Source organism: Streptomyces javensis, from assembly GCF_039525925.1.
Classification (GTDB): Bacteria; Actinomycetota; Actinomycetes; order Streptomycetales; family Streptomycetaceae; genus Streptomyces; species Streptomyces asiaticus.
Window position 1 is genome coordinate 55476 of sequence record NZ_BAAAIF010000016.1, and the last position, 23830, is coordinate 79305.

Genomic DNA, 23830 nt, shown 5'->3' on the forward strand with positions numbered 1-23830 from the left:
GGTCAGTCGGCGCGAGCCCCATGCTGCGGGGCGATCTCCTCGATCCGGCCGGCGAGCTCGAAGTCGAGCGCGGTCACCTTGCCGCCGACGCTGTGGGTGTTCACGGTGACGCCCACCTTGTTGTAGCCGAGGGTGAGGTCGGAGTGGTGGGCGAGCTCCTCCTGGATGGTGGCGATCTCCGCCACCAGCCCGGCCGCCTGTGGATGGCCCTTGAACACATACGTCCGGGAGAGCCGGTCGTCCGCGAACGACCAGCCGGGAAGCTGCTCCAGACGTCGCTGGATCTCCTGGTCGGTGAGCGGCTCGACTGCCATGACACATCCCTTCGTCGCGGGTGACCGGTGGCCCTTCCACCCTGCCACGGCCCCCGCCCGGCGTCGGCTACCTTCAGGTCATGACGACTGCCGCGCCGCCCCGGGTGGGCACACTGCTGCGCGAGTGGCGGGACCGCCGCCGGATCAGCCAGCTGGAGCTCGCACTGCGCGCCGACTCCTCGGCCCGCCACATCAGCTTCATCGAGACCGGCCGGTCGCGGCCCAGCCAGGAGATGGTGCTCCGGCTCGCCGACCACCTCGACGTCCCCGTACGCGAGCGCAACGCCCTGCTGATCGCCGCCGGTTACGCCCCGCACTATCCGGAGCGGTCGGTGGACGACCCGTCGATGAGCGCCCTGCGCGACTCCCTGGAGCGGCTGCTGACCGGGTACGAGCCGTATCCGGCGCTGGTGGTGGACGGCACCTATGAGGTGCTGGCGGCCAACCGTGGCATCGCCGCGCTCCTGGAGGGGGTGGCCGAGCACCTGCTGCGGCCCCCGCTGAACGCGATGCGCCTCACCCTCCACCCCGAGGGGCTCGCCCCGCGCATCCGCAACCTCCGCGAGTGGCGTGGCCATCTGCTGGACCAGATGGACCGGCAGCTGGCGCTGATGCGCTCCTCGCCGCTGCGCGCGCTGTACGACGAGGTGGCGGCCTATCCGCTGCCCGAGACCGGCGGCCGGGAGACGGCGACCGCCGGGGACACCCCGCCCTTCGCGCTGCCGATGGTGATCGAGCACGGCGGGCGGGTGCTGTCGTTCATCTCGACGATCGCGACCTTCAACACCCCCATGGACGTCACGGTCTCCGAGCTGGCCATCGAGACCTTCCTCCCGGCCGACCCGGAGACCGCCACCGCCCTGGGCCGGGTCGGCCGACCGTAGGGACGCGGTTTCAGCCGCCATGGGGACGCGGTTCAGCCGCCGCGGAGACGCGGTTTCAGCCCGCCGTGGGAACGCGGTCCAGGAAGCCGAGGACGGAGCGGATCCGGCCGTCCTCGGCCAGGGTGATCACATCGGTCGCGGCGACCGGGGCGGAGCCGTCGGCCGTGGAGACCAGCTCCCAGGTGAAGCGGGCCATGTCGTGGTGGCCGTCCACGGCGCCGGTGAGCCGGAACTCATGGCCGGGGAACTGCTCCTGGGCCCCGGCGATCACGGCGGCCAGCTGCTCGTGGCCGCGCACCTCCGCCAGCGGGTCGGTGTAGCCGCCGTCCTCGGTCCACGCGGCGGCCACGGCCTTGGCGAGGGCCTCGGGGCCGGTGGCGTTCCATGCCTCGAAGTAGCGGGCGACGGCGGTGTCGTACTGCGTCATCTGGTCACTCCTCCATGAAAATCCCCTGGTGGGAGCGGATCCCGGACCGGAGGGCGCCGGCCCGGAACCCGATGCCTCAACCCTGCCGCCGCCGTGCGCGGGGGTCGATTACCGCCGGGGTAATGCAGGCCGTGGCCGGGGTGGTTCAGGACCGCTGGGACTCCACGAGCGCGATGGCCTCCTCCTTGGTGGCCACGGCGGGCGGCGAGCCCTCCAGCGGCTTACGGGCCGTCTCCTTCATCACGGCGGCGGCGATGATGCCGACGACCGCCGCGAGCATCGTGTAGTAGGCGGGCATCAGATCGTCCCCGGTGCCGCTGATCAGGCCCTCGGTCACCAGCGGTGTGGTGCCGCCGAAGAGCGAGACCGAGATGTTGAAGGCGATGGAGAGCGAGCCGTAGCGCACATTCGTCGGGAAGAGCGCGGGCAGCGACGCGGACATCACGCTCACATACGGCAGCAGACACAGCCCCAGGAGCAGCAGCCCGGCGAAGACCGGGACGATCCCGCCCTGCTTGATGAGCAGGAAGCTGGGCACGGCGAGCACCAGGAAGCCGACGGAGCCGGCCATCAGCACGGGCTTGCGGCCGATGCGGTCGGAGAACCGGCCGACGAAGGTGATGGCCGCCATCAGCACCAGCATCACGACGATGATCGAGACCAGGGCGCTGGTGCTGCTGTAGTGGAGGGTGTCCGACAGATACGTCGGCATGTAGGACAGCAGCATGTAGTCGGTGATGTTGTACGCGGCGACCAGCGCGATGCACAGCGCCATCGCGCGCCACTGGGTGCGGAACACCTGCCAGAACGGCAGGCTTTCGCGCTCGGCCGCGTTGGTGGAGCCCTCGTCCTCCAGCTTCTGGAACGCGGGGGTGTCATCCAGCTTCAGCCGCAGATACAGGCCGACCAGCCCGATCGGCGCGGCGACCAGGAACGGAATGCGCCAGCCCCAGGAGTCCATCGAGGAGTCGGTGAGCGTCACGGTCAGGATGGTCACCAGTCCGGCGGCCGAGGTGTAGCCGATCAGCGTGCCGAACTCCAGAAAGCTGCCGAAGTAGCCACGGCGCTTGTCGGGCGCGTATTCGGCGATGAAGGTCGAGGCGCCGCCGTATTCCCCACCGGTGGAGAAACCCTGGAGCATGCGGAACAGGATGAGCAGCGCGGGCGACCAGAAGCCGATGGTGGCATAGCCGGGGATGAGCCCGATGGCGAGCGTGCTGGACGCCATCATGATCATGGTGAAGGACAGGACCTTCTTACGGCCGATCCGGTCGCCCAGCGGCCCGAAGAACAAACCTCCCAGCGGACGGACCAGAAATGCCACCGCGAAAGTCGCCAGGGAGGAGAGAACCTGGGCCGTGCCGTTGCCGGACGGGAAGAACACTTTGCCGATGGTGACCGCGAGATAGCTGTAGATCCCGAAGTCGAACCATTCCATGGCGTTTCCCAGCGCGGCGGCCTTCACCGCTTTCCGGACGGTCTTCTCCTCGGTGACCGTGATGTCGCTCCGACGCAGTGGAGGGTTCTTGCGTCGCTGGATGGCACGCCAGAGCAGGCGGTGCCGGGAGGGCGCGGACGCGGAGGCTTCGACATCGGTTTGGACAGGCACAAGCAACTCTTTTCAGTGGACAGGCTTGTTGCGCATACCCGGCGATCGCCGTGGCATGCCCGGCGTGTCGCAGACCACCCATGACGAGGACCACGACGAGGACCACGGCGCTCAAGGAGCGTTCGACCCCGGCCCGAGCAGGGCCGGGCATCTTCAGGGAACCCGGCGGTTGCTTTACCGATTCTTGGCCTTCGCCAGACCTATCCACGCAATCGCACAACCCGTCACACAGCGCCGAAAGGCGCCGAGCTCAAGGGGACATCATGCTCTACGGCAATGCCCTCCGAAAGGCCGTCAGCTCCTCTCCCACCACTCCTCTCATCGGCATCTACGACATGTACTCGGCGTCCATCGCCGCACAGCACTACAACGGCTTCTTCGTATCCGGATTCGGGTTCGCCGCATCGCATTACGGGCTTCCCGATATCGGCTTCATCGCCTGGCCCGACATGCTCGCCTTCGTGGAGCGGCTGCGGCTGGCCTTCCCCGAACACCATCTGCTCGTGGACATCGACGACGGCTATGTGGACCCCGAGGTCGCCTGCCATGTGGTGCAGCGGCTGGAGCGCACCGGGGCCTCCGGGGTGATCCTGGAGGACCAGCGGCGCCCGCGCCGCTGCGGCCATGCCGACGGCAAGCTGATCCTGCCGCTCGAGGAGTACCTCGAGAAGCTCCAGCTGGTGCTGAGCAGCAGGACGGACCTGGTGGTGGTGGCGCGTACGGACGCCACCGAGGAGTCCGAGATCCTGCGCCGGGCGGCCGCGCTGGCGGAGACCGACGCGGATGTCGTCCTCGTCGACGGGGTGCGCAGCGTGGAGTGGATCCGCAAGGTCCGCAAGGTCATCGGCAACAAGCCGCTGCTGTTCAATCAGATCGCGGGCGGGAAGTCGCCGCGGCTCTCGCTGTCCGAGCTGTCCGAACTCGGGGTGGATGTCGCCATCTACAGCACTCCGTGCCTGTTCGCCGCCCATGGCGCGATCGACGGGGCGCTGAGCGACCTCAAGACGGCGGACGGACGGCTGCCGGACACCCGGGCCACCGGGGCCATCGGGGTCAAGGGCGCCACGGAGCTGCTGGAGAGGAACATCAGCAGGCACCACGGGGACCGTCAGCCCGCCAGGGTCGGATGACGAGGGTCGCGCGCATGACCTCGACCCTCCTCGGCCCCGGCCCCGGCCGGCGCCGTAAGCCCCGCACGGACCTCCTTCCGCTCCGCCCGGCCACGCTGGGGCTCTTCCTCGCGGCCACCGCGAGCGTCCTGTGCGCGGGCCCCGCGGCCCCCGCCAAGGCGTCGCCGCCGCCCGCGGGCACCCCGCACGACGAGGACCGCGAACCGGAGGAGGAGGCCGCACCGGTCTCCGACCAGCACAACGGTCTTCTGGTCATCGACAACTCCGGCGCCGACTCCTGGCTCGAGGTCGACCGCACCCTCAACACCCTGCTGCTGAGCCGAGGCACGGCGGGCAGTGACCACGACGGGGGCGGCGGCGCCATCGATGTCGTGGCGGGCGACATCGCCGGTGCGGATCGGATGCTGCCGCGGATCGGCCACCCGCCGTGGCAGGCCGGAGGCGGTGATTGATGTGAGACGGAGGTCCTGGCCGCTGTCGTGGCCGGGCCGGCTCGGGAGGGCGGTGGACCCCTATGTCGCCGCCCTCCTCGGGACGGTCGCGCTGGCGGCGCTGCTGCCCGCGAGCGGGGCGGCGGCCACGGCCGTCGGCGACGCCGCGGACATCGCGATCGGGCTGCTCTTCTTCCTCTACGGTTCGCGGCTGTCCACCCGCGAGGCGCTGAACGGGCTGCGGCAGTGGCGGCTGCACCTGGTGGTGGGCGCGAGCACCTTCGTACTCTTCCCGCTGCTGGGGCTGGCCGCGCGCGGCCTCGCCCCGTTCCTCCTCACCGACCGGCTCTACACCGGTCTGCTCTTCCTGTGCGTGGTGCCCTCGACCGTCCAGTCGTCGGTCGCCCTCACCTCCACCGCCCGGGGCAATGTTCCGGCCGCGATCTGCGCGGGGACGTACTCCAGCCTGCTCGGCATGATCGTCACCCCGCTGCTCGCGGCCTGGCTGATCGGCTCGGACGTCCGCTTCTCGGCGAACGGGCTGCTGGCCATCGCCACCCAGCTGCTGCTCCCCTTCCTCGCCGGGCAGGCGCTGCGCCGCTGGACCGCGCCGTTCATCGGCCGCCACAAGAAGGTGCTGGCCCTGCTGGACCGGGGCTCGATCCTGCTCGTGGTCTACACGGCGTTCAGCCGGGGGATGACGGAGGGCATCTGGAACCAGATCACCCCGGCCCGGCTGGTGGCGCTGCTGGGGCTGGCGGCGGCCGTGCTGGGGCTGGCCCTCACCACGACCTCGTTCACCGCGCGGCGGCTGGGCTTCCGCCGGGAGGACCGCGTCACCATCGTCTTCTGCGGCTCCAACAAGTCCCTGGCCACGGGGCTGCCCATGGCGGCGGTGCTGTTCGGGGACGCGGCCGGGCCGGTGATCCTGCCGCTGATGCTCTTCCACCAGTTGCAGCTGATGGTGTGCGCGATCATCGCGGGCCGGTGGTCCCGGCGGGCGCCGGAGGCCGCCTCGGCGCAGGGGGAACGCGTCCAGATCACGGAGGTGAGGGGGTAGACCGGGGAAGGAGTGGGCCGGAAGGGGCGGCGGCTCAGGCGCGGCGGGCGATCACCACGATGGCGGCGTCGTCGTTGACGACCCCGCCGGTGTGCCGGAGCAGATCGGCGTGGAGGTAGTCCACCAGCGACTGCGGGCCGCCGCCCTTCCAGACCGCGAGCCGTTCGAGGAGCGGGTAGAAGGCCCCGCCGTCGTCCCGGGCCTCGACGACCCCGTCGGTGTGCAGCACCAGAAGGTCGCCGTACTCGAAGCGGAACGTCTCGACCTGGTAGTCCCGCTCCCTCGGCTCCTCGAGGCCCAGCGGCACCGCGGGCTCGTCCACCTCCAGCGACGCGATCTCGCCCTTGTGGAGCAGCAGCGGTGGGGGGTGGCCGCAGTTCACCATCCCCGTCACCGGGCCGTCGTCGTAGACGTCCAGCACCACGGCGGTCACGAAGGACTCCAGGAAGTGCCGCTCCTCACCACCGCCGTGGCGCCAGTTCCAGCACATGGCGTTGCCCATGTGGGCGGCGATGCCCGGCAGCGAGAGATTGCGGTAGGCGGACCCCCGGAAGGCCCCGATCAGCACGGCGGCGTCACCGATCGCGGCCAGCCCTTTTCCCCGTACGTCCCCGATGACCAGCCGGGTCGCGCCCTGGGTGCGGACGGCGGCGTACAGATCGCCGCCGATCTGCGCCTCCTCATCGGCCGCGAGGTACAGCGAGGCGATCCTCAGCTCCCCGATCCGTTCGGGCAGCGGCCGCAGTAGGACCTCCTGCGCGGCCACGGCCACCGAGCGCACCTGGCTCAACCGGCGCCGGTGCCGGTCGGTGGCGTAGCGGAAGCTGGTCACCAGTCCGGAGATCACGATCAGGGCGACGAACTGCGCCTGGTGGTTGGCGGTCATCAGGCCGCCGTGGAGCACACCGATGATGATCTGGGCCCCCACGGCGAGGGCTCCGATCACGGCAGTTCCGCCCGCGCCCGCGAAGGACGCCGTGATCGCGGGCGCCGCGATCAGAAAGGGGGCGAGGTGGACGGTCGGCGGCGAGTTGAGGTCGATCACCGTGACCGCCAGGATGAGCATGAGCGGGACGGCGAACAGCGCCCTGCTCGACCGCGTTTCCCCACCTATGCGGGTGAGGTCGGGCGAAAGGCGCATACTTCCTGCTTACACCCGATACGGGCGCGGCGCGTTCAGGCGGTGCTGTCGGCGGCGACCGCCGGACCCACCGCCGTGACGTCGGCAGCCTCCGTGATGTCGTCGGCTCCCGCCCGGCTCGTCCGCCGCGCCGCCATCCACACGTACACCAGCACACCGGCGAACAGGAACAGCACGCCCTGGTACACCGCCGCGTATCCGGCGCCCGCGACCAGCCAGAACGAGAAGCCGAAGCCCGCGAGCGCGAGCACCAGGTCCCGGACGAAGCGCCCGGTCCGCACCTCCTCGCGGCGCCCGGACAGCAGGAAGTACAGCTGCGCGCCCGACGCCAGCAGATACGGGACCGTCGCGGAGAAGGTGGTGATCAGCACGAGGATCTCGAAGAGCCCGCTCGAACCGGAGGTGTAGTTGACCACGGTGAGCAGGGACGCCAGGAGCACGCCGACGATGACGCCGAAGGTGGGCACCCCGCGCCGCTTGGTGGCGAACGCGGCCGGGAAGAGTCCGTCCCGCGCGGCCGCGTACGGGGCCTGCGCGCTCATCAGCGTCCAGCCGTTGAGCGCGCCGACGATCGAGACCACGGCGGCCAGCGCGATCAGCGTGCCGCCCCAGCCACCGCCGAACATCGCGTCGACCGCGTCCGAGAAGGGGGCGGTGGAGTCCACCAGGTCCCGGTGGGCCACGGTGCCGAAGACCGACACCGTGCCGAGCAGATAGACCACGGCCGCGCCGACCGTGCCCAGCACGCTCGCCCGTCCCACATTGCGCTCCGGGTCCCGCACCTCGCCCGCGCTCATCGAGGCCGACTCCACGCCCACATAGCTGTAGAGCAGGATCGCGGCCGCCGCCGACAGACCGCCGAGCGCGCTGCCGCCGCCCTCGTTGAACGAGCCGAGGTTGTGCGGATCGAAGAAGAAGAGGCCGACGACGGCGACGAAGAGCAGCGGGATGAACTTCAGCACCGTGGAGACCAGCTGCACCGCGCCCACCCAGCGGGTCCCCGCGAGGTTGGCGAGCGCGGGGAGCCAGAGCGCCAGCAGCGCCACGGCCAGGTTCGCGCCCTTCGAGTCATGGCCGGGGAGCAGGACGTGCACATAGCCGACCGCCGCCACCGCGAGCGCCGCGTTGCTGACCCAGGTCATCGTCCAGTACGACCAGGCCGACAGGAACCCGGCGAAGTCGCCGAACGCCGCGCGGGCGTGTACGTACGGCCCGCCCGTGCTCGGGTCGCGCTCGGCGAGCCGCCCGAAGACCAGCGCGAGCGCGATGGCGCCGAGCGTCAGGATGCCGAAGGCGAGCAGGCTGAGGGTGCCGAACGGGGCGACGGACGCGGGCAGCAGAAAGATGCCGCCGCCGATGATGTTTCCCATGACGAGCGCGGTCGCCGTGGGCAGGCCGAAGCGGCGGGGGTGGGGCTGGTCGTGCATAGGAACATGGTCACAGAACGTGTAGAGGGCACCCAAATCACCGGGTTTTGTTCGGCACGACCCGGCTGACCACGGTAAATGGTGCGGCGGGGGCGCCGTCCCACCGGGAATCCTGCACAGTGCGCGCCGCGTCGGACGCCTTAGCCGGCCGGGGGCCGGCGGGCACGTCGGCCTCCGGGGCGGCCTGGGCCTGTGCCGTCGCAACCTCCACGGGCGCGGCGGCCGCCTCCTTCTCCGGCACCTGGGGCCCGTCCGCCTCCTCCAGCCAGCGCCGCAGCACCTGGTGCACCCGCTCGGCCCCGACCAGCTCCTCCCCCGCCGCCACCGGCGGGGTCAGCTCGGCCGGCCACAGCAGAAAGGGGTGCCCCTGCTCCCCGCCGAGCCCGCCGTGCGAGCCGATCTGCTCCTCGAAGGCGTGCACCGTGCCGCGCGCCGGGTCGTAGGAGGAGTTGACCATGATGTCGGGGGTGTTCCGGAAGTGCGCGGTGCGCCGTACGGCGCTCTCGGCGCCCGGCCCGAAGACCGTGAGCGGGCTCGTCCCGAAGACCTCCCCGGTGTCCAGCCGGTGCTCGGCCCCGTCCGCGCCCAGCACCACCGCGCCGTGCGCCTCGGACCGTACGAGTACGAAGCCCACTCCGGGGTGGTCGGCGAGGGTGCGCAGCAGCGCGGGGTGGCGGGCGTCGATCCGCTCGCGGCTCATCCGCCCCGGTACGTCGGGGAAGGAGATCAGCCCGAGGTTCCCGGAGGCGAGCACGATGGGATCGGAAACGGCGGTGTCATCGGCGCTGTCGGCGCTGACGACAGCGGCGGGGACCTCCCGCCCCCTGCACCACCCGTCCCCGTCCGCCCCGGGCTTCTCCGGCCGGCGCAGCGCCGCCCGCCCCGCCTCGCGCGCCTCCGCCCCGCTCGGGGTCCGCCCGGCGCGCCGCGAGACGGGCAGCCCGCAACCGGCCCGCACCAGGTCCTCCAGCCTCAGCCCGTACGCCCCCGCGAAGGTCTCGCCGGGGCTCTGCCCGTGGTCGGACAGCAACACGATGCGGTAGTCGCGCGGGGCGTGCTCGGCGACCTTGGCGATCAGCGCGATGGAGCAGTCGAGCCGGGCGAGCACCTGCCGGGCGTCCCGGCTGCGCGGCCCCGAGTGGTGCGCCACCTCGTCGTACGCCACGAGGTCGGCGTAGATCGCGGTACGGCCGGAGAGGATGTCGCCCATCACCGCCGTCACCACGACGTCCCGCTCCACGACGGTGGCGAACGCCCGGATGAACGGATACAGCCCGCCCCGCTTCACCCGGGGCGTCTCGCGGCGCAGCTTGGCGCGGGTGGACTGGCAGATCTCCCGGACCACCTCGGCGAGGAACGACACGGCGGTACGGGTGGCGTTGGCGGGGTCGGCGAAGTACGCGAAGTAGCCGGAGCGGGAGCGGTTGTGCTTACCGCGCCGCGCCGCGACCGAGAGGACCAGTGCCAGCTGATCGGCGCCGCCGGTGAAGAGGTTGCCCCGGCTGGCCCCGTCCACCGTGAGGAGCCCGTCGTGTCTCGCCCGGGCGGCGGCGCGGCGCTGGAGCACCGCCGCGCTGGTCGGCCGGTTGCTCACCATCACCTCCCCGGTCTTCTTCTCGTACCAGCGGAAGGCGGGCACGTCCTCGTTGGAGCCGTGCAGGATGCCGAGTTGGCTGGCGCCGGTCTGGCTGGACCAGTCGGTGCGCCAGGGTGTGACCTTGTGGGTGCCGTGGAGCCAGCCCGCGACGGTGGGCATCACCGGTGGCCGGTTCTCCCGCTCCCGCAGCGCCTCCCGGAGCACCGCGTGCCCCACCCCGTCGAGTTGCAGGAACACCGTCCCCGGGGGCTCGTCGCTCCCCCCGTCCTCACCGAGCCGCCGCCTGCGCCGCACGGCCAGCCGCGCCAGCCGCCGCCGGTAGGCGCCGTCGTCCCGCACGGTCAGAAAGGTGCTCGTGGCCGACGACGCGGCGGACATCACGGCCGCCACCACGACGGCGGTCTCCGGCTCGGCGGCGCCGCGCCCGTCCGGGTTCACGCTGAGGGCGATCAGCAGCATCGAGCCGTTGAGCACGAACACCAGGAGCCCCAGAACCAACGCGGGCATCAGCAGCAACGCCCTCACGAGCAGCGGCCACACCAGCGCGCTGAGCACCCCGAAGGCCCCCGCGCCGCTGGCCGCCGTGATGGCGATCTGCGTCGCGGTGTCACCGTCACCTGACTTCAAGCGGAAGTCGGGGAGGATCCCGGCGAGCGCCAGCATCGTGAGCGTGGACACCGCCCACACCGCCGCCACCCGCAGCAGGGTTCCCCCCACGGTCTTCCATCGGGGCTTCTGCACGCCGCGCCCTCACTTCGCATCACCGGTCCGCACCATGCGCGCGAACCGGCTCCAAGCGTGGCACAGCGCCCCCGCGACCCGGCGGACAGCGGGTTACCGGGATGGATCGATTCCGCTTACGGCAGCCCATCAGTTCGCCAGGAGCGTCCACCGTCCCGCCCAGCCCTGGACGCCTGCCGTGCACGCGGTGCTGCGTCATCCGGAGGCCGTGGGATTCGACGGGGCGCCCCGGGTGCTGGGGACTGACGGGCAAGGGCGTGAGGTCTTGACCCACCTCGTGGGCGAGACCACTGGTGAGGCGCTGCCCTGGCCTGCGTGGGTGTACTCGGACACCGCGTTGGTGAGTGTTGGCGAGTGGGCCCGTTGCCGCCCACCTACGCCAAGCCGCCCTTGAGGTCGAGGCGTTGCCCGCCTCCTTTTGGACGCCATGAGAGACTCGGGCGATGATTATCGAACGTGCGTACGCACACATTGACCCGGGGTCGCGTGAGGAGGAGGGGATCCGCTTCGACGCGGCACCGCGCGGGCGGCGGATGCTGGGAAGTTGGGCGGCGCGCAAGGGGTTCTTCCTGCGCGCCGAGACCGCGTTGGACGCATTGGACCGGGAGGGGCTCGCCCCGCATGCGGTCAGCCACGGCGAGGGGTTTCTCGCGGCGTTCCGGGGTAAGTTCCTCCAGCCCGGGCTGTACGTCATGGACGAGCCTGAGGCGGCGCTCTCCTTCGCCTCCTGCCTTGGACTCATCGGCCATTTGCATGAGTTGGTGAAGAAGGGTGGGCAGGTCATCTGCGCGACGCATTCGCCACTGGGGTCGTTGGTCATCTGCGGCGCCGTTTCGCGCCTTCGGCGCATTTGAGCATGGGTGCGGCAGGTGGGGGGCGGGGGCCGCGTCGCCAGCCGCCGGGCCGATGGGAGGTCGGGGCCGGTGGCGGCTTCCGCGGTCGGGGCTTGGGCCGACGCCGGACGACTCTGCCCGGTGGTGGGGTACCCCTCTGAAGATTGCTTGACTTATTAGTTGCGTCAGATCAAGTGTTTTCGATAGGGGTACCCGGAGGCGCCCCGCAGTCCGGATCGACCCCGACCCGCGAGCCCGGATGCCGCCCCTTTCTCCGCCCCCACCGGCCCGGCGGCCGGCGACGCGGCCCCCACGCCTCGGCCAGCGCGTCCACGATCGCCAAAACCGCGACCGGACTCGTCGTCCGGCATCGGGTCCGCCAGCGCGGGGTGCCCCTCGCGGGGGTCGGACACCTCGACCCCGACCATTTTCTCTGCGTCGTATGCGATACGCACCTCGGAACCCAGACGGCCCCCACCTCCGCATACCCGCTACCGCCTGGGCCGACTTCCTGACGACCTTCGCGAGGGCTTGAGAAGCGCCGTCGGCAGGAACACCGCGTCGCAGACGACCATCGCGGCCGACAGGAAGGGCAGGCCGAGCAGGACGGCGATTCCGGCGTGCTCCAGGATCATCAGCCCGAGCAGGGCGGTCTTCAGGCGGCGGTAGCCGAGCAGGAACGGAAACGCCACCTGCACCACGACGGTGCCATAACTCAGCAGGACGATCAGGAGCATATGGCTCGCGAGCAGGCTGCCGAGTCCGGGCCAGGGGCTGAAGTAGTGGAGGTGCAGGGCGTAGTGGAGCCCGCTGCCGTCCTGCCAGCGGGTGCCTTGGATCTTGTACCAGCCCGCCGTCGCGTAGATGAGACAGATCTGGGCCGCGATCACGAGCATCGCGCAGTTGTGCAGCATCGTGGCGGCGGCGTCGAGCAGTTCGCGCGACCACGCTCCCCGTGACCATCGGCGGGCCGCGTACCAGAGGCCCTGGCAGGCCCAGAAGGTCCACAGGACCGCCGCCCAGGCGGTCCCCTGGAAGCCGTCCGACACCCACAGCAGGGCCACTCCGAGGATCTGCCACATCACGAACCCGGCCCGGTCGACCCGGCCGTCTCTGCGGTTGCGGCGGGCGCGGCGGGCGTCGAGGGACCAGACGGCTCCGCATTGGGTGAAGGCGAGGTAGATGGCCATCACGCCGATCACGTTGTCCCCGCCGTCCCCGATGAGGGGGTTGCGGTTCTGGAGCGAGAGAACGGCGATCAGGAAGAGGACCGAGGTGGCCCGGGTCCGCCAGCCGAGCATCAGCAGGGCCGCCACCAGGATCGCGCCGTGGTAGGCGCATTCGAACCACCAGCGTCCGGCGTTCCAGGTCAGCACGGTGAAGGCGTGGTTCTCCGCGACCAGGCGGGCCGCCAGGTCCAGCGCCCAGGGGCTGCGGTCGCCGTAGAGCACCCGCCGATGCGGCCATTCCCGCAGCAGGAAGGCCAGGACGAGCCCGCTCAGGCCGATCCGGAACAGGGCGCACTGGTACCGCGCATGCGCATCGCAGGCGAAGGCGATCGGTCTCGCCACCGCCTGCCGCCATCGCCGGCGGGTAGCACCCGCCGCTGGGACGGTGGAGGGCCGCGTCGTGGGGTGGCCGAGGTGGTCGATGCTCATGTCACAGCCCCCTGCGGTCCCAGTCCTTGACCGGCCACCACGGCAGTGTGCGATGGCGGGTGCTCTGCGCGGACGTCCGGTCGCTCCAGCGGGGCGGGGCCACCGGTCTGGCGGTGACGCGCACCTGCACGGCGACGGCCCGCTCACCGCCGAGTCGCCCTTCGAGGCGCTGGAGGGCGATTCGCTTGACATATTCGGCGAAGAGAGTTCCCCGGGTGCCGAACGGTACGTCCCGCCGACTGTGGGAATTCTGATAGAAGTCCCATGCCAGCCGGAGCATGTTCTGATCCGCGTGGCTGGGAACGGGATTGTGCCGGATGGCCTCGACATCCTGAGTCGTCAGGTTGGCCCATTGCCCCGTGTGGGGATTTCCGGAATCCCGGGCGGTGCGCACCCTGGCCTCCACGATGACGTTCTCATGGAGCGGCTCGGGCGCGAACAGCTGCCAGCCCTGAGTGAATTCCGGATAGACATGCCCGTTGATCAGATGTGCATACCGGCTCCTGACCGGGTTGTCCGGCGTGACGGCGAGAAAGAGCGTGGCGAGGTGCCAGCACGCGGCGCCGAGCAGCACCGCGGCGGTCACCGCCAGAACGACGAGGGACGGGAGGGGCCGGCCGGGGCCGGGCCCTCCCGTGTCAGCCACGGACACGGCCCCCTAGCCGCGGGTGTTCTGGCAGTTGGATCCAAAGCCGCCGGGCGGCCCCGGCTGGGCGGGGGTGTTGCTGCTGCCGCCACCACTCGTGCCGGGGGATCCGAGCGACGGTTTGGAGTCACATTGGTTACTCTGACTCGTCCCCGGGCCGGTAAGGCCGCTGAAGAACTCCTTGGGCAGGACCGGCCACTTCTGGGCCTGTGCCGCGTTGACCCCACCGAAAACCAGGGCGCAGGCAACGGAAGTGCCCAGCACCAATAGGCGAATAACTCTCTTCACCAGACCGCCTTTCTCGAAAGACTCGATAAATCCGCAGCCTGCCCAACAGCCGCGAGCAACGGCAAGAACGACACGACGGCTTAGTGCGAATGGACCCGCGCCGGAAATCAGGCCCGGCCGTGGGCCCGTTGCGCTCGGCGGGAGAGGGTGTCGATCACGACGGCCAGCAGCAGCACACCGCCGGTGATCATGAACTGGACGGCGGTCTGGATGTCCATGAGGGCGACGCCCGAGGCGATCGACTGGATGACCAGCACGCCCAGCAGGGCGGACCACGTGCTGCCGCGACCGCCGAAGAGGCTCGTGCCGCCGATGACGGCCGCCGCGATGGCGTTCATCAACAGGTCCGTGGAAACCGAGGTCTGGCTGACCGAGTTGATCCGTGAGGCCAGGAAGAGGCCACCGATGGCGGCCATCGTGCTCGACATCATGAACGCGGAGGTGCGCACCCAGACCACGCTGATCCCGGCGCGGCGGGCCGCCTCGACGCCGCCGCCCAGGGCGAAGATCATCCGGCCGTAGGCCGTGCGGCGCAGGACGTAGTCGAGGATGACGAGGACGACCACGAAGATCAGGAGGGCCAGCGGCAGGCCCTGGAACTGGTTGAGCACATACGCGGCGGCGAAGGCGAGCACCGCGAGCACGCCCGTGCGGACGCCGATCCAGACCGGGGCGCGGCTGGGCACTCCGGCGGCGCGGCGGCGCTTGACGTCGCGCCAGGTGGTGAGGAAGTACCCGGCGGTGCAGACCGCCGCCAGGGCGTAGGCGGCGGCGACATCGGAGAAGTAGTAGTTGGTCAGCTGGGCGACCAGGCCCTGATCGTCGAGGTTGATGGTGCCGTACGCGCCCATGATGGAGAGCATCAGGCCGTACCACCCCAGCAGTCCGGCGAGGGTGACCACGAACGCGGGGACGCCCACCACCGCCGTGAAGAAGCCGTGGACGAAGCCGACCGCCGTACCGCAGAGGACGCCCAGGACGATGGCGGGTGGTTCGGGCATGCCGAAGTTGACGTTCAACACGGCGAACAGGGCGGAGGCCAGGCCGCTCACCGAGCCCACCGACAGATCGATCTCGCCGATCAGCAGCACGAAGATCACGCCGACCGCGATCATGCCGGTGCCGACGATGTCCACGCTGAGGTTGGAGAGGTTGCGCGGGGAGAGGAAGTGCGGGTTGAGGACCTGAAAGGTGATCCAGATCGCGATCAGCCCGAGCAGGACCGGGACGCCGCCGAACGTACCGCCGCCCACTTTGCGCCCGAACACGTCGCTGAAGCGTTCGGCACCGTGGGCGCTGGATCCGCCGGGGATGCTCACAGTTCCCCCTCCCGCGCCGCGCGCCGCGTGACCGCGTTGTCGGAAGCGCCGGTGATGGAGGAGACGATCTGCTCCTGGGAGGTGGTGGTGACGTCGAAGAACCCGTTGTTACGGCCCAGGCGGAGCACCGCGACCCAGTCCGCGACGGCCTTGACGTCGCCCAGGTTGTGGCTGATCAGCAGCACCCCGAGCCCGCGTTCACGCAGCCGTTCCACCAGGTCCAGGACCTGGGCGGTCTGCTCGATGCCGAGGGCGGCGGTGGGCTCGTCCAGCATCACCAGGCTCGGTTCGCCGAGCAGTGCCCGGGAGATGGCGACGGTCTGCCGCTGGCCGCCGGAGAGGGACGCGACGGGTCTGCGGACGTCGGGGATGCGGATGGAGAGGGTGGCCAGCAGATCGCGGGTGCGGCGCTCCATCTCCACCTCGTTCAGGACGCCGATCCGGGTGATCTCGCGGCCGAGGAAGAGATTGCCGACGACGTCGAGGTTGTCGCAGAGCGCGAGGTCCTGGTAGACGGTGGCGATCCCCAGGTGCTGGGCGTCGTGCGGGCGGCCGATGTGGGTGGGGCGGCCCCGCCATTCGAGGGTGCCGGTGTCGGCCGGTTCGACGCCCGCGATCACCTTGACCAGGGTGGACTTCCCCGCGCCGTTGTCGCCCACCAGGGCGATGACCTCACCGGCGTGGATCTCCAGCTCGACGTCCCTGAGCGCCTGGACCGCGCCGAAGCGCTTGAAGACGCCACTCAGCGCCAGCAGGGGCGGGGCCGACGGTCGGGCCATCCGCGCCTCCCTTCATTCCGCGTCGTGCGGTGCGCCGTCCCGGTCGATGAGCCCGGCCCTGCGGCAGTCATCCGCGTACTTCTTGGTGCATATCTGATCGACGCGATACAGACCGTCCTTGATGACGGTGCTCTTGATGTTGTGCACGGTCACGGCCACCGGCTCGAGCAGCACCGCGGGTATGTCACGGGCGCTCAAGCTGTTGACCCGCTGCTTGGTGATCTTGCTGAGCGACTGGCCGCGTCCCGCCGCGATGGCCATCTCCGCGGCGGTGTACGCCTCGGGCTTGAACGGTTTGTAGACGGTCATGTACTGCTCGCCCGCGAGGATCCGCTGGATGCCCGCGACCTCGGCGTCCTGGCCGGTGACCGGGGGGATCGGATGGATCCGGGCGGCCTTGAGGGCGGTGATGACGCCCGAGGCCAGGCCGTCGTTGGCGGCGAGGACGCCGTCGATGTCGTGGGGGCCCAGGACGGCGATGGCGGCGGACATGTTGCGGTTGGCGTTCTCCGGACGCCAGCCGACGGTCTCGTAGGACTTGGCAATCTTGACCTTGCCCCGGAGGACGGACCGCGCGCCCCGCTCGAACCAGCCCGCGTTGGGGTCGGTCGACGAGCCGTTCATCATGACGATCTGGCTGCTCCTGGCCTTCGGGCCGAGTGCCCTCAGCAGCGCCTCACCCTGGAGCCTGCCGACGCTTCCGCCGTCGAAGGAGACATAGCCGGAGATGGGCCCCTCCGCGAGACGGTCGTAGGCGACGACCGGGACATGGGCCCGGTGGGCCTGGACCACGGAGTGACGGACGGCCTGGGTGTCCACCGCGTCCAGGATGAGGACATCGACCCCGTTCGTGATCATGGCTTCGATCTGGTTGCGCTGGGACGCCGGATCGTGCTGGGCGCTGGAGTAGCTCACCGTGCAGCGCGGGCACAGCTCCTTGACCCGCCGCTGTATCAGGGGCCTGTCGAAGCGCTCGAAACGGACGATCTCGTTCTCCGGGAGCAGCAGGCCGATGTGCAGGGGCCCGTGGCGATGGACCCCGGCCACGCTCATCGTCTCGCCGAGCTGGGCCGCCCTGCCGCAGGCGGCGAGGGACACGGCCAGGACGAGGCCCACCGCGACGGCGACGGCCACGCGGAGGCGGTCGCGCGTACGGGGGCACGCACGGGAACGCGTACGGGAGCGCGTGCGGGAACGGCTCATCGTCTCGCCCTCCTCCTTCTCGGCCCCCTCGGGCCTTCCGGGAGCTCCCCCGGAGGCCGGTCCGCAGACCCTTCCGTGGGCTCTTCCGCAGACCCTTCCGTGGGCTCTTCCGGGGGCCCTTCCGTGGGCCCTTCCGGAGGCCCTTCCAGGGGCCCGCCCGGGGGCTCCTTCCGCGGGGACGACAAGTTGATCTCGCCCCAGACCTGCTTGCCCCCGCTCAGCGGCACCGAGCCCCAGGTCTGCGACATCGCCTCGATCAGCAGCAGCCCCCGCCCGCCGGTGGCCTCCCAGTCCACGCTCGTCGGTTTGACCGGGGTACGCGGCGAGGGGTCGTTCACCGCGATCCGCAGCCGGTCCGCGGTCAGCGTGAGATTCAGCCGCACCTCGCCCCGGGTGTGCACCAGGGCGTTGGTGACCAGCTCGGAGGTGACCAGCAGGGCCACGTCCAGCTCGGCCTCCACCCCCCAGTTGCGCAGGGTGCGCGCGGTGAAGCGGCGGGCGTGCATCACCGCGTCGGGCAGCCGCCACACCGTCCAGCTGGCCCGGGTGGGCCGTACCCGCATCCCGTCGTAGCGCAGCAACAGCAGCGCGACGTCGTCGTCCCGGCGGCTGTCCCCGCCGAGGAGCGCGTCCGCGACCCCGCCGGGGTCGGACGGGTCGGCGCGGGCCAGCGCCTGGCGGGCCCGGCGCACCCCGTCGTCCAGGTCGAGCCGGGCGGATTCGACCAGACCATCCGTGACCAGCGCGATCAGGGTGCCGGATGACAGCCCGGCCGCGGTCATCGGGAACTCGGCGTCCGCGACCACGCCCAGCGGCGGGCCGCCCTCGACGTCGAGCTCCGCCGTGGTGCCGTCCGGGTGACGCAGCAGCGGCTGGATGTGGCCGGCCCGTACGAACCACGCCTCGCCCTCCTCCATGTCGAGGTCGGCGTAGCAGCAGGTCGCGAAGAGATCGGTCTCCATGCCGACGAGGAGGCGGTTGGCGTGCGCCACGACCACATCGGGCGGATGGCCCTCCACCGCGTAGGCCCGGATGGCGGTGCGCATCTGGCCCATGATCGTGGCGGCCGCGGCGCTGTGGCCCTGCACGTCCCCGATGACCAGCGCCACATGGCCGTCCGGCAGCGGGATGACGTCGTACCAGTCGCCGCCCACCTCCAGCCCCATCGTCGCGGGCAGATAGCGGGTGACGGCCACTCCGCCGGGCAGCTCCGGCAGCTTCCGGGGCAGCAGGCTGCGCTGGAGCATGGTGGCCAGCTCGTGCTCGGCGTCCAGGGCGTGGGCGCGCACCAGGGCCTGGCCCACCAGACCGGCGGTCGCGGTCAGCAGCGAGCGCTCCTCCGGGCCGAACTCATGCCGCTCCTCCCAGCCGATCAGGCATACGCCGACGATCCGACCGTCCGCCGGGAGCGGGAGGACGGCGAGGCCGCCGGGGCCGATACCGGCGAGCCCGGGTTCGAGATCGGCACCCTCGGGCCAGATGCTGACCTGCCCCTCCCGCAGCGCCTCCGCCAGTGTGGGCAGGGCATGGCTGGGCGGCTCGGGCCATTCGGAGCGCCAGGCGGCCCGCCACACCTCGGGCCAGGCGGCGGGTTCGGCGGGGGCGAGGACGGCGACCACCAGCTGATCGGCCTGGACCTCGGCGACCGCGAGCCGGCCCGCCCCGAGCGGATCGCGCAGCGCGCCGACCACGGCCCGGCCCACGTCGCGGACGGTGGTGGTCCCGGCCAGGGCGGCGGACAGCCGCTGGACCAGGGACACCTCGTCGGCGGTGGGCCGCAGATACGAGGTCTCCGCGATCACGCCGAGCATGCGCCGGGGGGTGCCGTCCGCCGCCGTCTCGACCCGGGCGCGCAGGCCCAGCCAGCGCAGCTCCCCGTTGGGGCGGCGGATCCGGAACTCCAGCTGCGCGGTGCCGGAGCTGAGCAGGTCGGGCTCCAGGACCGACATCAGGGCGGGGATGTCGTCCGGGACGGCCACCGCCAGCAGGGTCTCCACCCGTCCGTCGAAGTCCTCCCCGGGGATGCCGAAGAGGTGGAGCACCTGGGTGTCGGCGGTCAACCGCCCGCTGTCGAGGTGCAGGACGAACGAGCCGACCCGCAGCCGGTCCAGGGTGAGGCCGGGCAGTTCGGCCCGCCGCTGGGTGAGCGCCTGCGGTCCGGCCGCCTCGACCCCGGCGGCCACGTGGTGGGCGTAGAGCTCGATGAAGCCGCGGCGGTCGGCGTCGATCCCGCCGGGTGCCTCGTCCACCACCACCAGACACCCCAGCCCCTTGCCGTCCCCGCCGAGCGGCAGCGCCCCCAGCGAGACGCCGGGCGTGGTGGGGGTTTCGGGCGTGGTGGGCCCGATGGGGCCGTAGGCGGCGAGTTCGGTGGGGGTCAGCCACAGGGGGCGCCCGGCGCGGAAGGCGTCGGCGACGGGCGAGCGCCCGGACAGGGGGTAGCGAGCCGGCAGCGCGTACGACCGTCCGGCGCCGCGCACCGTCTCGGCCAACCGCAGCTCGGCACCCTCCGCGTCCAGCACATAGACAGCCACCAACGCGGTCCCCGTGAACGTCAGCACATGCCCGGTCACAGCACGCCTGCACCGCCTCCGTGCGTGGACCGCCGGTCTCGTGGGCGTACCCGGGCCCTTGATCGGCCTCCGCGCGGCGACCGGTCACGACCACCGGCGGGGCCTTCGCTGCCGCGCCCCCTCGAAAGGGATGGCGCCTCTCCTCAAAGCATGGCACAGCGGGGTGAACCCGGCCATCTCCCCTCGGGGCAACGGCGTACGGCGGCGACCCGGCGGTGCGGGAGACTGGGCGGCATGGTGCGGCTGCGGGTGGTCACGACGGACGACTGGCCGCTGTGGCGGGACGTCCGCCGGACCGCGCTGGCCGAGGCGCCGCACGCCTTCAAGTCCCGGCTCGCCGACTGGCACCGCGGCGGCGAGGAGCGGTGGCGCGCCCGGCTGGAGATGCCGGACGCCTACCACGTCGTGGCCCTGCTGAACGGCCGGGCGGTCGGGATGGCGGGCGGCATGCCCGGCGATGGGGACGGGAATGGGGACGGGCGGCCGCCGGAGCTGAGGTCGGTCTGGGTCAGCCCCGAGGCGCGCGGCCAGGGCGTCGGCGGCCGGCTGATCGCGGCGGTCGAGAGCTGGGCCCTGCGGACGGGCGCCACGGCGCTGCGGCTGGCGGTGCTCCCGGGCAACGCACCGGCGATCGCCCTCTACGAGCGGCACGGTTTCGCCGCCACCGGGGAGCCGGGGGATCTGCTGGCCGACGGCGTGACCAGGGAGCTGGTCATGGTGAAGGCGCTGCGGCGGAGTTGACCCGGCCCACCGCACCCGCCACCACAGTCGTGAATCCTGTTCATTGATATGGACACGCCATCAACTCTGCCCTACCTTGACTCTTGGTCTAGACCATGATCCAACAAGGGAACGGAACAGACCGGAGGTGGGTTGATATGCCCGCATTACGCATCAGACGCTTCCCCCGCGCCAGGGCGGTCCTGGCCGTTGCCGCGCTGCTCGGGGCCCTGTCGGCGGGGGTCGCGTCCGGAGGGACGGCCGCGGCGAAGGAGTCCGCGGCCTCGCCGACCGATGGATGGACGCAGACGTCGTTCACATACTCGATGCACAAGCCGTGGAACCTCGACCTGAGCGAGCGCTACAGCTACAACTCGAGCACGAAGACCCACACCATGTGGGTCAACTCCACCGACGAGCCGCTCGAAGAGGGCAGCGACACCGATCCGCGCACCGAAATGCGGTGGAAGCAGGAGTACACCTCGGGACAGCACATGTGGGACGCCGATGTGTATGTGCCGTCCGGGACCAGCGGCGCGGACATCATGCAGATCCTGCGGGTCAAGCACCCCAGCGGAACCCCGGCCACCGACATCATGTTCCGGGTGTCCAGCGAGAACGGCGGGACGCTCAAGCGCTATACGGACACGGTCATCAAGTCCGGTATCTACAACAAGTGGTGGAACCTGAAGGTCGCCCACAACGCGAGCACCGGAAAGATCCAGGTCTACGCCGACGACAAGCTCGTGCTGACGGTCGACGACCGGGGACCGGCGACCCGCCACTTCAAGAACGGCGTCTATCACCACGGCAGCGGCCGGGCCGAGGCGCGGTTCCGCAACATCCACTATTGGGTCAAGTAGAGGAGTGGGACCGTGTCCAGGAAACACCGTGTGACCGCCGGGATGTCCGCCGCCTGCGGGCTGCTGCTCGCGGCGTCGGGCGTCGCGCACGCCGAGGTCGAACCGGGCGGCTGGTCATCCGAATCCCCCGGGTTCAAGGTGCAGGAGCGCGGGTGCGGAGAGGTCGACAACCTCACCTTCGAGCTCACCTGCTCCACCGCGAGCGGGGACCAGCGGGCCGAGCGGCGCTATGACACCTACACCGGCGGGACCCATCAGTTCGAGGGCTACTTCCGGGTCACCAGCATGGGCGGCACCCGGATCAGCCTGAAGCAGACGTTCAACGACACCGACGGCGACGCCGGTCCGTACTTCATGCTCGCGGTCGAGCGCGGCGGGCGGCTGTACGCCGTGCACGGCGGGGACACCCTGTCCAACGCGGGCACGGTCGGGGCCACGGTGCGCGTCAACACGGTGCACCAGGTGGGCAAGGAGCACCGTACGTACATCAACGGCTCGCTCAAGCACACCGTGGACAGCCCCGGCGGCAGCTTCTACGACAAGTTCGGGGCGTACCGCACCAGCAGCGGCAACGGCCCGGCCACCGTGGTGTGGAGCAACGTCAAGTTCTGGCGCAAGTGAGCGGCTCGGTACGCGTCCTGGCGGCGGCGGTTCTCGTCGCCGCCGGACTTTCCGGAATCAGCGGGTGTGCGGCGTCCACGGAGGCGCCGGAAGGCGCCGGCGGGGGCCGGACGACCGGGACCGTGCTCAGCGTCGCCCGGGTCTCCCCCGTCGACGCCGAGCTGAGCTGGCACGGGGAGGCGCCGGGCGCCGCGGGGCGGACCGTGGAGTTCGCGACCGAGCCCGGGGGACCCTGGACGATCCTCACCTACGCCCCGCTCACCCAGACCACCTACCGGCACCCGGATCTGATCCCGAAGACCCACTTCTACTACCGGGTGCGGCCGTACTACGGACCCGCGTCCCGGGCGGTCGACGTCACCCTGCCGAAGGGATCGTTCACCAAGGCGGAGCAGCGCCAGGAGCACAGGTGGGCGCCCCCGCGCACCATCCGGCGGGCGGGGGTGCGCACCAGCCCCGTCCGACGGCCGTCGGCCACCCCGACCGATCTGCGCGCGACCGTCATGCACGCCAACGGCATCCGGTTCACCTGGACCGACCACGCCGAGGGCGAGCGGGGCTATCTGCTGGAGGACCGGCCCCGGGGCGGCGGCTCCTTCCACCCGGTCGCCGTGCTCGACCCGGACATCAACTCCTTCGGGCTGATCACCCTGCCGAACGAGAAGCGGGCCTCCTACCGGGTCCGTCCGTTCACCTACGGCGAGTGCTCCAACATCGCCCGGATGACCACCGGCGAGCGACCCGCCGGGCGCGGCTGAGCGCCACCGCCTCAGTCCCCGGTGTCCTGGGCGTCCACCGGGGACGGGGCGAGCACCTCCGGCAGCGGGGCGTGCCGCGCCCCGGCGATGAGGACGTCGAAGCCCCAGGCCAGCCGGTTCTGGGGGGACCCGGACAGCAGCCGCGGGCCGAGCGCGGCGATACGCGGATGGGTCCGCGGTGAGACGTCCCGCACCACCGTGGCGAGTGCCTGCCAGTCCGCCTCGCTCTGGGCGGTGTCGCCGGGGGCCCGGTTTGCGTGCTCGGCCGCGGTCGCGGTGGCGAACTGGAGCAGCAGATCGACCAGCCACGCGGCCCGGTCGGGCTCGAGGCCGCCCTCGTCCAGCAGCGTCAGCAGGGCCTCCACCAGCTTCAGATAGTGCTTGCCGAACGGGCGGGCCACCAGGGCGGACTGGGCGAGACCGGGGTACTCGAACAGCACCGCGGTGTACGAGGTGAGGATCCGCACCAGCCGGTCGCGCCACTCGCCGTCCGCCGTCGCCGGGCGCAGATCGACGGCTCCGAGTAGCTCGTCCAGGACGGCGGCGTGCAGCTCCGCCATGTTGCGTACGTAGACGTAGAGCGACGCCGGCCCGGTGTCCAGCTCCTTGGCCAGGCGGCGCATCGTCACCCGCTCCAGGCCCTCGGCACGCATGAGGTCGACCGTGGTGGCGATGATGCCTTCCCGGGTCAGGGCCGGTTTCGCCGGACGTTCCCGGCGGCTCCGCGGGGCGGTGGGGTGCGCTGTCATGGCGCCATCGTACCGGTCGACGAACGCGTTCGCCACGAACACGTTTGCCACGAACGCGT

The 23830-nt window shown here is 71.1% G+C and carries 21 protein-coding genes and 1 pseudogene; 9 read left to right on the plus strand and 13 right to left on the minus strand.

Going from position 1 to position 23830, the window contains the following annotated elements:
* Positions 1-2 precede the first annotated feature (2 nt).
* Entirely contained in the window at positions 3-314 is a 312-nt protein-coding gene (locus ABD329_RS16980; RefSeq protein ID WP_344316572.1) for a 4a-hydroxytetrahydrobiopterin dehydratase, read from the minus strand.
* 80 nt (positions 315-394) lie between these two features.
* Here ABD329_RS16980 and ABD329_RS16985 point away from each other — a divergent pair, with 80 nt between their 5' ends.
* The gene (locus ABD329_RS16985) at positions 395-1198 is read left to right on the plus strand and encodes a helix-turn-helix domain-containing protein (RefSeq protein WP_344316573.1); all 804 of its coding nucleotides are present in this window, start codon (positions 395-397) and stop codon (positions 1196-1198) included.
* Positions 1199-1253: 55 nt separating this feature from the next.
* Here ABD329_RS16985 and ABD329_RS16990 read toward each other — a convergent pair whose 3' ends face one another.
* The gene (locus tag ABD329_RS16990; protein ID WP_344316575.1) at positions 1254-1625 is read right to left on the minus strand and encodes a nuclear transport factor 2 family protein; all 372 of its coding nucleotides are present in this window, start codon (positions 1623-1625) and stop codon (positions 1254-1256) included.
* Positions 1626-1770: 145 nt separating this feature from the next.
* On the minus strand, positions 1771-3234 hold the full coding sequence (gene proP / locus ABD329_RS16995; protein WP_344316576.1) for a glycine betaine/L-proline transporter ProP: 1464 nt from the start codon (positions 3232-3234) through the stop codon (positions 1771-1773).
* Positions 3235-3497: 263 nt separating this feature from the next.
* Here proP and ABD329_RS17000 point away from each other — a divergent pair, with 263 nt between their 5' ends.
* The 3 genes from ABD329_RS17000 to ABD329_RS17010 are packed head-to-tail and all read left to right on the plus strand — an operon-like array spanning position 3498 to position 5855.
* Positions 3498-4364, plus strand: coding sequence for an isocitrate lyase/PEP mutase family protein (locus ABD329_RS17000; protein WP_344316578.1), 867 nt, complete (start codon positions 3498-3500; stop codon positions 4362-4364).
* A 14-nt stretch (positions 4365-4378) separates the two neighbouring features.
* On the plus strand, positions 4379-4816 hold the full coding sequence (locus tag ABD329_RS17005) for a hypothetical protein (protein ID WP_344316579.1): 438 nt from the start codon (positions 4379-4381) through the stop codon (positions 4814-4816).
* Positions 4809-5855 (plus strand): bile acid:sodium symporter family protein, encoded by a 1047-nt coding sequence (locus tag ABD329_RS17010; protein WP_344316580.1) that lies wholly within the window; start codon positions 4809-4811, stop codon positions 5853-5855. The genes ABD329_RS17005 and ABD329_RS17010 overlap by 8 nt, the downstream gene beginning before the upstream one ends.
* Positions 5856-5889: 34 nt before the next feature.
* Here the strand turns inward: ABD329_RS17010 and ABD329_RS17015 are convergent, their stop codons facing one another.
* The 3 genes from ABD329_RS17015 to ABD329_RS17025 are packed head-to-tail and all read right to left on the minus strand — an operon-like array spanning position 5890 to position 10761.
* The gene (locus ABD329_RS17015; protein WP_344316581.1) at positions 5890-6996 is read right to left on the minus strand and encodes a PP2C family protein-serine/threonine phosphatase; all 1107 of its coding nucleotides are present in this window, start codon (positions 6994-6996) and stop codon (positions 5890-5892) included.
* Positions 6997-7031: 35 nt separating this feature from the next.
* Positions 7032-8423 (minus strand): amino acid permease, encoded by a 1392-nt coding sequence (locus ABD329_RS17020; protein WP_344316582.1) that lies wholly within the window; start codon positions 8421-8423, stop codon positions 7032-7034.
* A 37-nt stretch (positions 8424-8460) separates the two neighbouring features.
* Entirely contained in the window at positions 8461-10761 is a 2301-nt protein-coding gene (locus ABD329_RS17025; RefSeq protein WP_344316583.1) for a phage holin family protein, read from the minus strand.
* A 494-nt stretch (positions 10762-11255) separates the two neighbouring features.
* Between ABD329_RS17025 and ABD329_RS17030 the strand changes: the two are divergent.
* Positions 11256-11567, plus strand: a pseudogene (locus ABD329_RS17030) (AAA family ATPase); the annotation flags it as partial.
* A 518-nt stretch (positions 11568-12085) separates the two neighbouring features.
* Here the strand turns inward: ABD329_RS17030 and ABD329_RS17035 are convergent.
* The 6 genes from ABD329_RS17035 to ABD329_RS17060 all read right to left on the minus strand — a co-directional run bounded on the left by ABD329_RS17035 (position 12086) and on the right by ABD329_RS17060 (position 20060).
* The gene (locus ABD329_RS17035; RefSeq protein ID WP_198280372.1) at positions 12086-13252 is read right to left on the minus strand and encodes an HTTM domain-containing protein; all 1167 of its coding nucleotides are present in this window, start codon (positions 13250-13252) and stop codon (positions 12086-12088) included.
* A 1-nt stretch (position 13253) separates the two neighbouring features.
* Positions 13254-13898, minus strand: coding sequence for a DUF5819 family protein (locus tag ABD329_RS17040; RefSeq protein WP_198280373.1), 645 nt, complete (start codon positions 13896-13898; stop codon positions 13254-13256).
* Positions 13899-14293: 395 nt separating this feature from the next.
* Positions 14294-15505, minus strand: coding sequence for a sugar ABC transporter permease (locus ABD329_RS17045; protein WP_198280374.1), 1212 nt, complete (start codon positions 15503-15505; stop codon positions 14294-14296).
* Complete coding sequence (locus tag ABD329_RS17050; RefSeq protein WP_198280375.1) at positions 15502-16284, minus strand: ATP-binding cassette domain-containing protein; 783 nt, start codon at positions 16282-16284, stop codon at positions 15502-15504. Before ABD329_RS17050 ends, ABD329_RS17045 begins: the two co-directional genes overlap by 4 nt.
* 12 nt (positions 16285-16296) lie before the next feature.
* Entirely contained in the window at positions 16297-17487 is a 1191-nt protein-coding gene (locus ABD329_RS17055; RefSeq protein WP_198280376.1) for a sugar ABC transporter substrate-binding protein, read from the minus strand.
* Positions 17484-20060 carry a SpoIIE family protein phosphatase gene (locus tag ABD329_RS17060; protein ID WP_344316584.1) on the minus strand — a complete coding sequence of 859 codons (2577 nt, stop codon included), beginning with the start codon at positions 20058-20060 and terminating at the stop codon, positions 17484-17486. Before ABD329_RS17060 ends, ABD329_RS17055 begins: the two co-directional genes overlap by 4 nt.
* Positions 20061-20294: 234 nt before the next feature.
* On the opposite strand from ABD329_RS17060, the gene ABD329_RS17065 reads away from it, so the two are divergent.
* The 4 genes from ABD329_RS17065 (at position 20295) to ABD329_RS17080 (ending at position 23022) form a co-directional block, all read left to right on the plus strand.
* Positions 20295-20801, plus strand: a complete 507-nt coding sequence (locus ABD329_RS17065) for a GNAT family N-acetyltransferase (RefSeq protein ID WP_198280638.1) — start codon at positions 20295-20297, stop codon at positions 20799-20801.
* Between the two features lie 137 nt (positions 20802-20938).
* The gene (locus tag ABD329_RS17070) at positions 20939-21643 is read left to right on the plus strand and encodes a cinnamyl alcohol dehydrogenase (RefSeq protein WP_198280636.1); all 705 of its coding nucleotides are present in this window, start codon (positions 20939-20941) and stop codon (positions 21641-21643) included.
* A gap of 12 nt (positions 21644-21655) precedes the next feature.
* Positions 21656-22264 (plus strand): hypothetical protein, encoded by a 609-nt coding sequence (locus ABD329_RS17075; RefSeq protein WP_198280635.1) that lies wholly within the window; start codon positions 21656-21658, stop codon positions 22262-22264.
* Positions 22265-22386: 122 nt separating this feature from the next.
* The gene (locus tag ABD329_RS17080; protein ID WP_198280634.1) at positions 22387-23022 is read left to right on the plus strand and encodes a fibronectin type III domain-containing protein; all 636 of its coding nucleotides are present in this window, start codon (positions 22387-22389) and stop codon (positions 23020-23022) included.
* Positions 23023-23033: 11 nt separating this feature from the next.
* Here ABD329_RS17080 and ABD329_RS17085 read toward each other — a convergent pair whose 3' ends face one another.
* On the minus strand, positions 23034-23771 hold the full coding sequence (locus ABD329_RS17085; protein ID WP_198280633.1) for a TetR/AcrR family transcriptional regulator: 738 nt from the start codon (positions 23769-23771) through the stop codon (positions 23034-23036).
* Positions 23772-23830: the final 59 nt, after the last annotated feature.